This window comes from Streptomyces sp. TRM68416, from assembly GCF_014596915.1.
GTDB lineage: Bacteria > Actinomycetota > Actinomycetes > Streptomycetales > Streptomycetaceae > Streptomyces.
This window is the reverse complement of record NZ_JACVWU010000022.1, coordinates 38076-50346: the sequence shown is the minus strand read 5'-3', so window position 1 is coordinate 50346 and position 12271 is coordinate 38076. Positions and strand designations below refer to the sequence as shown.

The following is a 12271-nucleotide window of genomic DNA, read 5'->3' as shown; positions in this document are numbered from 1 at the left end:
GGGCCGCGGTACGGCCACCGGGATTAATCTCCGCGGCGGCCGATGAGTTCCGTGGCGAGGACCGGTCGATACAGATGACTGCGTTCCACCACCCAGGAGGTACTCATGACCACCGACGGATTCACCACCTGCCTCTGGTTCGACAACGAGGCCGAGGAAGCCGCCCATTTCTACGTGTCCGTCTTCAAGAACTCCGGCATCGGCCGGGTCGCCCACTACACCGAGGGCTCCCCGCGCCCGGCCGGCACCGTGCTGACCGTCGAGTTCACGGCCAACGGGCACAAGTTCCTCGCGCTCAACGGCGGCCCCGAGTTCAAGTTCAGCGAGGCCGTCTCCTTCGTGATCCACTGCGAGGACCAGGAGGAGATCGACTACTACTGGACCAAGCTGACCGAGGACGGCGGCGAGCCCGGCCCCTGCGGCTGGCTCAAGGACAAGTACGGCGTGTCCTGGCAGGTCACCCCCAGCAGGCTCGACGACATGATCAGCGACCCTGACCCGGCGAAGGCGGAGCGCGCGATGACGGCGATGCTGTCCATGCACAAGCTGGACCTCGCCGCCCTGGAGAAGGCGTACGCGGGCGAGTGAGGACCGCCGGGCCGGCCGCCCGCACGGGGGAGCGGCCGGCGCCTCGCGTCAGGCGTCGCCGGGCTTGCCGAACTCCTCGATGAGCACCGGATACTGCTCCCCGCCGTGCCCGGCGGCGATCGCGCGGTCGGCCATCGCCTTGAACAGCCTCGGCAGTTCGGCGTTGACCCCCACCGCCTCGCTCTCCTCGATCAGGTGCGCCATCGCCCGTGCGTCCGTCTCCAGGGCCGACACCTCCGCCGGGAAGGAGCCCTGGTTGATCTGCTCGGCGTAACCGGGCAGCCAGCCGGCCACCCCGGCCGCGATCCGCTGCGCGAACGGCGCGTACGCCGCCGCGTCGACACCGGCCGTACGCAGCAGGGCGGTGCCCTGGAGCCAGGCGTTCAGGACACTCCACATCATCGCCAGGCCGGCCACGTCGTACAGGGACGCCAGCCCGTGGTCCGGACCGAGGTGGGCGACAGTGCCGAGCGCGCCGAGCGTCGCCCGGTGCGCCTCGAACTCCGCCTCCGGCCCGCTGTGCAGAATTACCGCCTCTTCGGTCCCGATCACCGGCGGTACGGCCATGATGGCGCCGTCCAGGTAGCGGGCACCGCGCTGCCCGGCCCACCGCGCGGTCTCCCGGGCCTGGGCCGAGTCCCCCGAGGTCAGGTTGATCAACAGGGTGCCTTCCAGGTCGACTTCGCTCGCGCCGAGCACTTCGTGGACGGCCCGGTAGTCGGTGAGGCAGACGACCGCAAGCGGGGACGCCTTCAGCGCGTCGGCAACGGTCGGTGCTAACTCCGCGCCCTCGGCGAGCAGTTGGTCGGCCTTGGCCGCCGTACGGCTCCACACGGTCGTGGGGTGCCCCGCCTTCAGGAACGCGCCGGCGAGGGCCTGGCCCATCAGGCCGAGTCCGATGACGGTGAATCGACGCGGCCGAGCGGACGGGCGTCGATCGCCATCCGCCCTTCGACGGCGCCGACCTGCCCGTCTCCGCCTAGTGCTGTGACCGCAAAGGTTCACCGGCCTGCGGAGTGTGCCTCCTTGACTGAGCAGACGTTCAGGATCACTCGCGCAAGGGAGCTGCCGCAGGAAGGCGGCGCATCACATGTCGGCGGATGAGCCTTGTTGTCGGGAGAGGGCTAGCCTGCGTCGCTCTCGGTCGATCTCGGTGACGGCCACCGTGATCTTGTCGCCGACCTGGACGACATCCGATGGAGTCTCCACCGATGTCCAGGCGAGCTCTCGCAGGTGAACCAGTCCCTCGATTCCGTCGGCGACCTGGACGAAGACGCCGAACGGGATCAGCTTGGTGACCTGGCCAGGCAGTTTCTGCCCCACCGCGATGGTGTCGGCGAATGCCTGAAAGGGGTCCGGCTGTGTGGCTTTCAAGGACAGTCTGGCCTCCAGGTTCCACGTGTCGAACTGGAGGAACTCGCATGAGAGGCGCTGTCCGATCTGCACGACGTCGGAGGCTGCGTCGAAATGTCGCCAGGACAGTTCAGCGAAGGAGATGAACCCGACGCCGGGGAAGACCGGATGGTCGGGTCCGTCGTCCAGCGCCACGAACACACCGAACCGTTCGATCGCTGTGACGGTGCCGGAAAGGAGTTCGCCGCGGTGCAGTGATTCCAGGAAGGCCCAGAGTTCTGGGTTCTCAGACGGTCCACCCATCATGCTCCCAAGCCTTTCACGAGGAGCCGTGCACTGGGCGGGAAGTGCGGTCACGCTGCGGTCTTGAGGGGACGTCCGCCCCAGCGGATGCCTTTCTCGCTGCGGATGCGGGCGCGTTCACGGCGTTCGGCGGCCAGGACGTCATGGTGGCGGGCGTTGGCGTTGCGCCAGCGCAGGTAGGCGTGCAGGGCCCGGGTCTGGACGGTGTGGTTGGGGTAGTGGGAGTTGGCGATGGTGAACTGCCGAAGCGGTCCGAAGTGGGCTTCGATCGGGTTGGCCCAGGACGCGTAGGTCGGGGTGAAGCACAACTCGACCCTGTTCTTCTTCGCCCAGCGGCGGATGGTGTCGCCCTTGTGGGCGGACAGGTTGTCCAGGATGACGTAGATCGGGGCGCCATCCCGGCGAGCGGCCCGGATCGATCTGAGCGCGGCCAGGGTGTTCGCGGCGCCCTTCTTGCGACGGTTGACGCCCCACAGGGTGTCGTCGCCGATCGAGTAGCAGCCGTGGAAGTACCGCACTCCGTGAGTGCGGTGGTACGTCGCGGGATGGCGCTCGGGGTGACCAGCAGCAGCCCAGCACGCGCCGGCGGCGGGCCGGATACCAAGCGGGCCGAACTCGTCAAACGCGAACACCCGGTCAGGGAAGCGTTCCAGCACGTGCTCGATGCGGTCGAGCTTGGCGTCACGCTCGGGGTCCGGTGACTCCTTCCAGGTCTTGGTGCGCTGGAAGGTGATGCCGCGGCGGGCCAGCAGGCACCGTAACGCCTCGCGGCCGATCCGGATCACGCGGCCGTGAACACGTCGCAGGTAGGCGGCGAGTTTACGGATGGACCAGCGGGTGAAGGGCTGGCCGAGCTTGGTGGGGCGGGTGGTGGCCGTCTGAACGACGAAGTCCTCGTCGTCACGACTGAGCAGGCGGGGACGGCCTCCCGCCCATCGAGGGTCCAGGCAGGCCAGGCCGATCTCGTTGAACCGATGGATCACGTCCCGGACGGTGTCCTCGTCGGCCTGCACCAGCTTGGCGATCACCGGGACCCGATTCCCGCCGGCCGAGGCCAGCAGCATCATCGCGCGCCGGTACCGCACTGAACTGGTGCTGCCCCGGCGCACGATCTGCTGCAGCTTCTGCCCCTCCTGATCGGTCAGTCTGCGCACACGGACAGGCTCGGCCACCGCACCTCCAGCGGTCGGATCGGACGTCACCACCCATCCAACCGCCACGATCACCAAACCGGTCAACCTATGCGGTCAGAGCACTAGAGACGCTCGCCGATCACCCGGGTGATCTCCCGTGCGATGCGCAGGATGCCGGGTGAGCGTGCCGGGCACGGTTTGGGGGTGGCGGTGGTGGGGGCCAGGCAGAAGTGCAGGTAGTCGTCGTCGCGGTGCAGGGCCGTCCGGTCGCTGGCCGGCTCGGTGCAGTAGTCGGGGTGCGCCCGCTCGTACGCCGTGCACGGCAGGTGCTGCACCCAGGTGTTCCGGGCCCCGGCCGCGCTCACCGTCCGACCGGCGTCGGCGACGAGGGCACCCGAGGCGGCGGCCCGCTCCTCGTAGAGGGTGTTCACCCGCCGCACCCGGTCGGGGGTGATCGGGTCCGGGCCCTGGAGCACCCAGACGATGCGGGCGTCCCCGGCGGCGGCGATCTGGTCGGTGAGCCGCTTCAGGTCGGCCGCGTACCGCCGGAAGTACGTCTCGGGGGAGGCGTCATGGGTGATGCCGTCCATGCACCACGTGTAACCCCAGGCGTTTCCCCAGAACTGCAGCACCACGAAGTCCGGCCGCACCTTGCGGACCAGGGCGGCCGCCTTGTCCGCGTCCGGGACCAGGGACCGCTCGCCGGTGCCCTCCAGGTAGTCGCACGGCGTGGTGCCCGAGTAGGGGGCGCTCGTGTACGTGGCGCGCAGTTGCTTGCGCAGCTCCTGCCCGAGCACCTTCTGGGCCTCCATGGCGAGCGAGTCGCCGAGGTACAGCACCGTGGGCGCCTTCACCGGGGCGGCGCTCGGGGAGCTGCTCGGGGAGGCGGGCGCGCGCTGGTGCGTGGTGGCCGAGGCCTTCGGCAGTCCGGCCGGTTCCCGCGGCGGGCCGGACTCCGGATCCCCGCACCCGCCGAGCAGCAGCACGGCGAGGAGCAACCCCACGACGAACGGCTTCCGCATGCGCAACTCCCGCCCCGGGCACCGAAATCGGCTCCCCAGGCAAGCACAGCCGAGCGGCCGGCGGAAGACCTCGGCCGCTCGGCCGTGCCCCGTTTCACACCCGGTCGGCCGCGATCAGCAGGAACTGGCAAGGGCACCGGCGGGTGACCCTCCGTGACGGGCAGGTCGGCGCGGCGCGGCACACCCCGCTCGCGCGCATCGTCCCGTCCCCGTCGCCTGCCCTGTCCCGATTACGCACGGCACTCCCGGTCCGGAACGGACCGCGTCGTTCGGCGCGCGGTTCTGGCGGCTCATGGCTAGCGTGAGGAGCGGGACCGACCACCGATTCGGAGAGGCCGCAGTCATGGCTGTACAGCCAGAGGGAACCCCGTGTTGGGCCGATGCGATGTTCACCGACGTCGAGGGAGCCAAGAGCTTCTACGGCGACGTGCTGGGCTGGACCTTCGGCGAGGAAGCGACGGAGTACGGCAACTACACCCAGGCCTACGCGGACGGCAAGGCGGTCGCCGCCGTCGTCCCGCCGATGCCCGGCCAGGAGGGCCAGTCGCAGTGGTGCCTCTACTTCGCGTCCCCGGACGCGGCCACCACCGCCGCCCGGATCCGGGACAACGGCGGCGAGGTGCTGATGGAGCCGATGCAGGTCGGCGACTTCGGCACGATGTGCCTGGGCCGTGACCCGAGCGGTGTCGTCTTCGGCGTGTGGCAGGCGGGCGCGCACGAGGGCTTCGAGGCGCCGCCCGAGCAGCCCGGCGCGTTCTGCTGGGCCGAGATCTTCACCCGTGAGCCGGAGAAGTCTGACACGTTCTTCCCCGCCGTCTTCCCCGGCTACAGCGCACAGCAGATGCAGGACGACGCGGTCGACTTCCGGCTGTTCAACATCGGCGACGACACCGTCCTCGGCCGGATGAAGATGACGGAGGAGTTCCCGCCGGAGGTCCCGGCGTACATCAACGTCTACTTCACCGTCCCCGACTGCGACGAGGCCGTGTCCAGGGCCACCAAGCTCGGCGGCGTCCTGCGGTTCGGGCCGATGAACACCCCCTTCGGCCGGTTCGCGGCGCTCAGCGACCCGCAGGGCGCGAACTTCTCGGTGATCGACGTCACGACCACCGAGGGCGAGCTGCCGCAGCTCACCGACGTCTGACCGGGTGTGCCCGGAGGGCCCGCCGGCCCATGGCATGATCGGCACATGCGTGAACGAGTAGTGGCCGCGTGCGACGGGGCTTCGAAGGGAAACCCCGGGCCGGCGGGCTGGGCCTGGGTCGTCGCCGACGAGACGGAGACCCCCGCCCGCTGGGAGGCCGGACCGCTGGGCCGGGCCACCAACAACATCGCGGAACTGACCGCGCTGGAACGCCTGTTGGCGTCGACCGACCCCGGCGTGCCGCTGGAGGTCCGGATGGACTCGCAGTACGCCATGAAGGCCGTCACCACCTGGCTGCCCGGCTGGAAGCGCAACGGCTGGAAGACGTCGGCGGGCAAGCCGGTCGCCAACCAGGAGCTCGTCGTACGCATCGACGAGCTCCTGGAGGGCCGTTCGGTGGAGTTCCGCTACGTGCCCGCCCACCAGGTCGACGGCGACAGGCTCAACGACTTCGCCGACCGCGCCGCCAGCCAGGCGGCCGTCGTGCAGGAGCCCGCCGGAAGCGCCCTCGGCTCCCCGGAACCCCCGGCGGCTTCGGACGCCCCGCCCGCGAAGGCGGCACGCCGCCGCCCCGCGGCCGCGAAGAAGAGCGGCGGCTCCTCCTCGCGCACCATCAAGGCGAAGTTCCCGGGGCGCTGCCTGTGCGGCCGCTCCTATGCGGCGGGCGAGCCCATCGCGAAGAACGCCGAGGGCTGGGGGCACCCGGAGTGCCGCACACAGGGCGCCGGGTGACCGCGGAGCTCACACCGCCCCGCGCCAGCCGCCGGACTCCCGTCCGCGCTCCTCGATGAACTTCTTGAAGCGCTCCAGGTCACCCTTGGTCTGCCGGGTGACGAACCCGAGCTTGTCGCCGACCTTCTCGGTGATGCTGTCGGGATGGAATTCCATCTGCAGCATCACCTTGGTGTGCTCGTCGTCGAGCCGGTGGAAGGTCACCACCCCCGCCTGACGGGCCTCGCCGGCGACCGTGGTCCAGGCGACCCGCTCGTCCGGGATCTGCTCGGTGATCTCCGCGTCGAACTCCCGGTGCACCCCGGCCACGTTGGTCACCCAGTGGGTGAGGGTGTCGGTGCGCTGCTCGATGCGCTCCACACCGCTCATGAACTCGGGAAACGTCTCGAACTGCGTCCACTGGTTGTAGGCGGTGTGCACCGGGACGCCGACCTCGACCGACTGCTCGACCTGCGACATGACCGTTCCTTCCCACGACTTCTTCGACACTGTCTGCTCCGGCCACGGGTTACCGCGTGGCCTGCGGGGCAAACAGACGCGGGCGGTCTCAGGCGGCGTCGAAGGTGTAGTGGGCGGTGTGGTCCAGCAGGTCGGCGGGCCGCACGTTGTTCCACGGCTTCATCGTGTCGCCCAGGTCGACCACGTTCGGCGTGCCCGCGGCCGGGAGGTAGGGGGAGCCGGGGTGGCGCCGCTGCCAGTCCGCCCACAGCTTGTCGACGAAGGCGTGGTGCAGCCAGAACACCGGGTCGTTGGGGGAGACGCCGGTGCCCATCTGCCCGCCGACCCAGACGTGCACCCTGTTGTGCAGGTTGACCCCGCGCCAGCCCTCCAGGTGGTTGCGGAAGCCGTCCGAGGAGCTGTTCCAGGGCGCCATGTCGTAGGTCTCCATGGCGAGTACGGAGTCGACCTCGGCCCTCGTCGGCAGCGGCCGCCCGGAAGCGCCGAGCGCCCGGCGCAGGTAGGTGCGGCCGTCGATGCGCACGTTGATCGGCCAGTTGCCGGTGGACGCCGCGAACGGCCCGTCCATCACCCGCCCGTCCAGGCTGCGTCCGGTGCCGCCGAGGAAGTCGGGCGCCCACAGCGAGGAGCGCGTGGTGCGGTCGGCGGTCCAGTCCCAGTAGGGCAGCGCGACCGAGGCGTCCACCGCCTGCAGGGCCTCCTCGAAGTCGAGCAGGAATCTGCGGTGCCAGGGCAGGAAGGACGGCGAACGGTGGCCCGTGCGCTCGCCGTTGTCGACGTCGGCCATGATGAAGGCGTTGTGCGTCGTGACGAACTCGTCGTAGCGGCCGCTGCGCTTGAGCTCCAGGACGGCGGCGACGAACCGCCGCTTCTCCTCGGAGGTCAGGTTCGCCTGGTTCTTGCGGACGGTCATGTGCGGGTGCTCCCGAAAGTGCGTGGGGGACGGTTCAGTTGGCGGGGAACGGCAGCAGGGCCGCGCCCTGGAGTTCGTCGACCGCGGCCCGGGCGGCGGCGCGCGGGGTGGCCACCGGGTCGTAGTGGCTGACGACGCTGATCCAGGTGCCGTCGGCGTTGCGCATCATGTGCAGTTCCATTCCGTCGACGAACACGGCGTAGCCGGCGCCGTGGTGGTCGTGGTGGCCGCCGCCCGCCTGGGGGCGGCCCTGTATGCGGCGGCCCTTGTAGACCTCGTCGAAGGTGTCGGGGGAGTGGTGCTCGTGGGCGGTCGCCTTCGCCGCCACGGCGGGTGTGGCGGCGAGGGCGGCCGCGGCGGCGAGCGCGTGACGCCGGGTCAGTTCGGGCATGGAAGGGTCCTTCCGAGGTGTGGCCGGTTTGCGACCCGGCATGCCTATCCGCTCGGTGGCGGGTCCCGCGACCGGTTGGGCGTGATCAGGACAATTGGCCACATGCAGTGCAAGATTGAATGAAGATGATCTTGTCTCTGGGTGGGGTGCATATCGCCGGAAGGGGCAATTCCTTCCCCTGGACCATCCGTTCCCGGTGATCTTTCGCGGGCCGGTGCGCCGCCGGTGACGTGCCTCACCCGGGAAAGCTGGCGCAAAGCCCTGCTACTCTGCGTCGCCATATGAACGCTTTCGGTAACTCCCAGGGGGATGTGTGAAGGTCGCCTGCGTCGGAGGCGGGCCCGCCGGCCTGTACCTCTCGATCCTGCTGAAGCTGCAGGACCCGTCCCACGACATCACCGTCCACGAGCGCAACCCGGAGGGCTCCACCTACGGCTGGGGCGTCACCTACTGGCGCGGACTCCTCGACAGGCTCGAAGCACACGACCCGGAGTCGGCCCGCGCCCTCGCCGACCACTCGGTGCGCTGGAGCGACGGCGTCGCCCACGTACGAGGTCTGGCGACCCGTCACAGCGGCGACGAGGGCTTCGGTATCGGCCGCCACCGGCTGCTGGAGATCCTCGCCGCCCGGGCCCGCTCCCTCGGCGTACGGCTGGAGTTCGAGCACGAGATCGACGCCGCCGACCCGCCCGCCGCCGACCTGGTCGTCGCGAGCGACGGCGTGCACAGCGCCCTGCGCGGCCGCCACGCCGACGACTTCGGCACCGACCTGAAGACCGGCCGCAACCGCTACATCTGGCTCGGCACCTCCAAGGTCTTCGAGGCCTTCACCTTCGCCTTCGTGGAGACCGACCACGGCTGGATCTGGTGCTACGGCTACGGCTTCGGCCCCGACCGCAGCACCTGCGTGATCGAATGCGCCCCCGACACCTGGACCGGCCTCGGCCTCGACCGCGCGAGCGAGGCCGACGGCCTGGCCGTACTGGAAAGGCTGTTCGCCGACGTACTGGACGGCCATCCCCTGATGGGCCGGTCCGCCGCCGGTCCGGCCGGCCCCCAGTGGCTGAACTTCCGCACCCTCACCAACCGCACCTGGCACCGGGACAACCTCGTCCTGCTCGGCGACGCCGCCCACACCACGCACTACTCCATCGGCGCCGGCACCACCCTCGCCCTGGAGGACGCCCTTGCCCTGGCCGCCGCCCTGCGCGCGCACACCGACCTCCCGCAGGCCCTCGCCCGCTACGAACACGAACGCAAGACGGCCCTGCTGCCCGTGCAGAGCGCGGCCCGCTACAGCGCCCAGTGGTACGAGAACCTGCCCCGCTACATCGGCCTGCCCCCGGAGCACATGTTCGCCCTCCTCGGCCAGCGCCACTCACCCCTGCTGCCCTACGTCCCGCCCCAGCTCTACTACCGCGTGGACAAGGCCGCCGGACAACTGGAGGCGCTGCGCCGGCTCAAGCGCTGGCTCGGCCCGAAGGTGGCCCGCACGGTGCACGCCCGGAGGATCAAATAGCCCCGCCGACCGCGGAGGATCCCGTTCCGCACTCCCGCCCGGCGGATGACACACTGACGCCATGGACGAGCGCACATTCGACAGGTCGCAGCAGCACGCATCCGTCGTAGGACTCGGCACCTGGCAGCTGGGTGCCGACTGGGGAGACGTCGACGACAAGGAGGCCCTCTCCGTACTGGAGGCGGCGGCCGAGTCGGGAGTCACCTTCTTCGACACGGCCGACGTGTACGGCGACGGACGCAGCGAACAGACCATCGCCGGCTTCCTGAGCGGCCGCCCCGACCTGCATGTGCTGGTCGCCACGAAGATGGGCCGCCGCGTCGACCAGATCCCGCAGAACTACGTTCTGGACAACTTCCGCGCCTGGAACGACCGTTCCCGGCGCAACCTCGGCGTCGACCGCATCGACCTCGTACAGCTGCACTGCCCGCCCACGCCCGTCTACTCCACCGACGAGGTCTTCGACGCCCTCGACACCCTGGTCGAGGAGGAGCGGATCGCCGCCTACGGCGTCAGCGTGGAGACCTGCGAGGAGGCGCTCACCGCCATCGCCCGCCCCGGCGTGGCGAGCGTGCAGATCATCCTCAACCCCTTCCGCATGAAGCCCCTGCGCGAGGTCCTCCCGGCCGCCCGGGAGGCCGGCGTCGGCATCATCGCCCGCGTCCCGCTGGCCTCGGGCCTGCTGTCGGGCAAGTACACCAAGGACACCGTCTTCCCGGAGAACGACCACCGCACCTACAACCGGCACGGCGAGTCCTTCGACGTCGGCGAGACCTTCTCCGGCGTGGACTGGACGACCGGCGTGGAGGCGGCCGCCGAGTTCTCCGCCCTCGTCCCGGAGGGGTACACCCCGGCCCAGCTGGCCCTGCGCTGGATCATCCAGCAGCCAGGCGTGACCACCGTGATCCCGGGCGCCCGCTCGCCCGAGCAGGCCCGCGCCAACGCCGCCGCGGCCCGGCTGCCGGAACTGTCCGACCGGACGCTCGCCGCGATCCGCGACCTGTACGACCGTCGCATCAAGGACCAGGTCGAGGCCCGCTGGTAGCAGCGCACGGCTCCGGGTGCCCGTTTGACCGATCACTCCCCGGGTCACCCGGAGCCCATGGCGGAGGCAGCCCCAAGACGCACCGGCCGCAACGAGACCGAGGACGAGCGAGCCGACCGTATGTGGTCCGAGCTTATCCAGGAGGTCCGCGTCGCGCAGATGGGCGTCCAGATACTCTTCGGTTTCCTGCTCACGGTCGTGTTCACGCCCACGTACGCCAAGCTGGGCGACACGGAGCAGACCATCTACATTGTGACCGTGGTCCTGGGCGCCGCCGCCACCGGCGCCCTGATCGGGCCGGTGTCCCTGCACCGGCTGGTCTCCGGGCGGCGCATCAAGCCGCGCGCCGTGGAGTGGGCCTCCCGGCTGACCTTCGTCGGCCTGGTGCTGCTGCTGGCCACCATGACGGCCTCGCTGCTGCTGATCCTGCGGGTCGCCACGCACGACGGCTTCGTCCCCTGGATCGTCACCGCGGTGGTGCTGTGGTACCTGCTGTGCTGGTTCGGCCTGCCCCTGTGGACCCGGCGCCGCTACACGTCGAGGGACTGACCGGCAGCGCGGCGAACCGCTCGCGCGTGCCGCGCCCCGGCGGCCCGAGTGCGGCGGCTCGGGCCGAGCGCGGCTACTCGGCCGCCCCCGTGCCCCGGGCGCCGCGCAGCTCGGCGATGCACGAGGCGATGGCACGCTGAAGCTCCTCCAACTGCTCCACCATGTCGTCCTCGACGAACTCCTGGACGTCGTCGAAGGTCAGCTCCTCGAACACCTTCGTGGCCTTCTGCAGGCTGCTGTAGAACTTCGTCCGCCGCTCCTGCACCCGCAGCTCGGGATCGGCCTCCACGGTCTCGGCGACGAGGTTCTTCATGGTGTCGTAGGCCTCGGTGGCCCACTCGCCGGTGTCCTCGTCGTCCTCCAGCTCCTCGATCAGCGACAGATGCCGCTCGGCCTCCTGGCGTACGTCGACGGGCGCGTCCACGGTCTGCCCGGCCGGCGTCCTGATCCGGCCCGACTCGGCGATCTGACGCACGTACCCGATCCGGTCCGCGGCCCTGTTCTCGGTGGCGACGGCCTTCTTCAGGTCGTCGGTGCGCACGACGTCACGGGCCAGCTCCGCCTGCAGCTCGGGGTCCTCGCGCACCCGGTCCAGCAGCGCCTGGCGGGCCGCCCGCGCGGTGGAGGGGTCGGCGAGGATCGCGGCGCGCAGCGCGGTGGGGTTCTCCGCGACCTCCAGCGCCTTCGTCGGCCGGATGCCCTCGGCCTCGGCGGCCTCGCTGATAGCGGTGCCGCGCTCGGACGTGGCGCTGCTGCGCGAGACGTAGTAGCTGAGCCACACGTCGGCGTCCGGCAGCTCCACGTCCTGCCCCGGCACGAGTGCCTCGAAGTGCGGGACGAGACCGTCGTCGGCTGCCCGGTCCCAGGCCTTGTAGTAGCGCAGGACACGCTCGGCGGAACAGCCCGCGAGCTCGGCGAACTCCTTCGCCGAGACCTTCGGCGTGTCGTCCGCGTGCTGGCCGCCGGGCCGCACGCTGCGCGCCACCTTCAGACCGAAGGCCCACCCTCCGGTCCGCGCGTACGCCCCGAACTCGCGCGCGTCGAGCGCGACGAGGTCGGACAGGGGCGCGGGGGACGTCTCGGAGGGGGCGAGCGCTACGGTCACGGAGGACACTCCTGG

The 12271-nt window shown here is 70.4% G+C and carries 14 protein-coding genes; 6 read left to right on the top strand and 8 right to left on the bottom strand.

The features are described from left to right. Positions 1-105 precede the first annotated feature (105 nt). Positions 106-588 (top strand): VOC family protein, encoded by a 483-nt coding sequence (locus ICC28_RS30210; RefSeq protein ID WP_188291933.1) that lies wholly within the window; start codon positions 106-108, stop codon positions 586-588. 48 nt (positions 589-636) lie between these two features. Here ICC28_RS30210 and ICC28_RS30205 read toward each other — a convergent pair whose 3' ends face one another. The 4 genes from ICC28_RS30205 to ICC28_RS30190 all read right to left on the bottom strand — a co-directional run bounded on the left by ICC28_RS30205 (position 637) and on the right by ICC28_RS30190 (position 4399). Next, positions 637-1488 carry an NAD(P)-dependent oxidoreductase gene (locus ICC28_RS30205; protein WP_317454130.1) on the bottom strand — a complete coding sequence of 284 codons (852 nt, stop codon included), beginning with the start codon at positions 1486-1488 and terminating at the stop codon, positions 637-639. Positions 1489-1674: 186 nt separating this feature from the next. Then, complete coding sequence (locus tag ICC28_RS30200) at positions 1675-2247, bottom strand: S1 RNA-binding domain-containing protein (protein WP_188291931.1); 573 nt, start codon at positions 2245-2247, stop codon at positions 1675-1677. A gap of 47 nt (positions 2248-2294) precedes the next feature. Beyond that, a complete protein-coding gene (locus ICC28_RS30195; protein ID WP_317454126.1) occupies positions 2295-3416 on the bottom strand; it encodes an IS630 family transposase in 1122 nt (373 codons plus the stop codon). An 83-nt stretch (positions 3417-3499) separates the two neighbouring features. Further along, entirely contained in the window at positions 3500-4399 is a 900-nt protein-coding gene (locus ICC28_RS30190; protein ID WP_188291930.1) for an SGNH/GDSL hydrolase family protein, read from the bottom strand. A 343-nt stretch (positions 4400-4742) separates the two neighbouring features. Here ICC28_RS30190 and ICC28_RS30185 point away from each other — a divergent pair, with 343 nt between their 5' ends. Both ICC28_RS30185 and ICC28_RS30180 read left to right on the top strand, forming a co-directional pair. Next, positions 4743-5543, top strand: a complete 801-nt coding sequence (locus ICC28_RS30185) for a VOC family protein (protein WP_188291929.1) — start codon at positions 4743-4745, stop codon at positions 5541-5543. A gap of 45 nt (positions 5544-5588) precedes the next feature. Then, the gene (locus tag ICC28_RS30180) at positions 5589-6275 is read left to right on the top strand and encodes a ribonuclease H (protein ID WP_188291928.1); all 687 of its coding nucleotides are present in this window, start codon (positions 5589-5591) and stop codon (positions 6273-6275) included. 9 nt (positions 6276-6284) lie between these two features. On the opposite strand, the gene ICC28_RS30175 is transcribed toward ICC28_RS30180, so the two are convergent. The 3 genes from ICC28_RS30175 to melC1 all read right to left on the bottom strand — a co-directional run bounded on the left by ICC28_RS30175 (position 6285) and on the right by melC1 (position 8038). Next, positions 6285-6734, bottom strand: a complete 450-nt coding sequence (locus tag ICC28_RS30175; RefSeq protein WP_188291927.1) for an SRPBCC family protein — start codon at positions 6732-6734, stop codon at positions 6285-6287. An 88-nt stretch (positions 6735-6822) separates the two neighbouring features. After that, a complete protein-coding gene (gene melC2, locus ICC28_RS30170) occupies positions 6823-7647 on the bottom strand; it encodes a tyrosinase MelC2 (RefSeq protein ID WP_188291926.1) in 825 nt (274 codons plus the stop codon). 34 nt (positions 7648-7681) lie between these two features. Beyond that, the gene (melC1, locus tag ICC28_RS30165; protein WP_188291925.1) at positions 7682-8038 is read right to left on the bottom strand and encodes an apotyrosinase chaperone MelC1; all 357 of its coding nucleotides are present in this window, start codon (positions 8036-8038) and stop codon (positions 7682-7684) included. A gap of 313 nt (positions 8039-8351) precedes the next feature. Here melC1 and ICC28_RS30160 point away from each other — a divergent pair, with 313 nt between their 5' ends. From ICC28_RS30160 to ICC28_RS30150, 3 genes are all read left to right on the top strand, one after another. Beyond that, the gene (locus tag ICC28_RS30160) at positions 8352-9557 is read left to right on the top strand and encodes an FAD-dependent monooxygenase (RefSeq protein ID WP_188291924.1); all 1206 of its coding nucleotides are present in this window, start codon (positions 8352-8354) and stop codon (positions 9555-9557) included. 61 nt (positions 9558-9618) lie between these two features. Continuing rightward, positions 9619-10602: an aldo/keto reductase gene (locus ICC28_RS30155; protein WP_188291923.1), complete on the top strand. Its 984-nt coding sequence runs from the start codon at positions 9619-9621 to the stop codon at positions 10600-10602. A 57-nt stretch (positions 10603-10659) separates the two neighbouring features. After that, entirely contained in the window at positions 10660-11151 is a 492-nt protein-coding gene (locus ICC28_RS30150) for a DUF6328 family protein (protein ID WP_188291922.1), read from the top strand. A 73-nt stretch (positions 11152-11224) separates the two neighbouring features. On the opposite strand, the gene ICC28_RS30145 is transcribed toward ICC28_RS30150, so the two are convergent. Continuing rightward, positions 11225-12256, bottom strand: a complete 1032-nt coding sequence (locus tag ICC28_RS30145) for a hypothetical protein (RefSeq protein ID WP_188291921.1) — start codon at positions 12254-12256, stop codon at positions 11225-11227. Positions 12257-12271: the final 15 nt, after the last annotated feature.

Excerpts from the sequence above, each read along its gene's own strand:
- melC2 (WP_188291926.1), bottom strand. The coding sequence starts at position 7,647 with ATGACCGTCCGCAAGAACCAGGCGAACCTGACCTCCGAGGAGAAGCGG.
- ICC28_RS30210 (WP_188291933.1), top strand. The coding sequence starts at position 106 with ATGACCACCGACGGATTCACCACCTGCCTCTGGTTCGACAACGAGGCC.
- melC1 (WP_188291925.1), bottom strand. The coding sequence starts at position 8,038 with ATGCCCGAACTGACCCGGCGTCACGCGCTCGCCGCCGCGGCCGCCCTC.
- ICC28_RS30175 (WP_188291927.1), bottom strand. The coding sequence starts at position 6,734 with ATGTCGCAGGTCGAGCAGTCGGTCGAGGTCGGCGTCCCGGTGCACACC.
- ICC28_RS30200 (WP_188291931.1), bottom strand. The coding sequence starts at position 2,247 with ATGATGGGTGGACCGTCTGAGAACCCAGAACTCTGGGCCTTCCTGGAA.
- ICC28_RS30150 (WP_188291922.1), top strand. The coding sequence starts at position 10,660 with ATGGCGGAGGCAGCCCCAAGACGCACCGGCCGCAACGAGACCGAGGAC.
- ICC28_RS30155 (WP_188291923.1), top strand. The coding sequence starts at position 9,619 with ATGGACGAGCGCACATTCGACAGGTCGCAGCAGCACGCATCCGTCGTA.
- ICC28_RS30190 (WP_188291930.1), bottom strand. The coding sequence starts at position 4,399 with ATGCGGAAGCCGTTCGTCGTGGGGTTGCTCCTCGCCGTGCTGCTGCTC.
- ICC28_RS30180 (WP_188291928.1), top strand. The coding sequence starts at position 5,589 with ATGCGTGAACGAGTAGTGGCCGCGTGCGACGGGGCTTCGAAGGGAAAC.
- ICC28_RS30185 (WP_188291929.1), top strand. The coding sequence starts at position 4,743 with ATGGCTGTACAGCCAGAGGGAACCCCGTGTTGGGCCGATGCGATGTTC.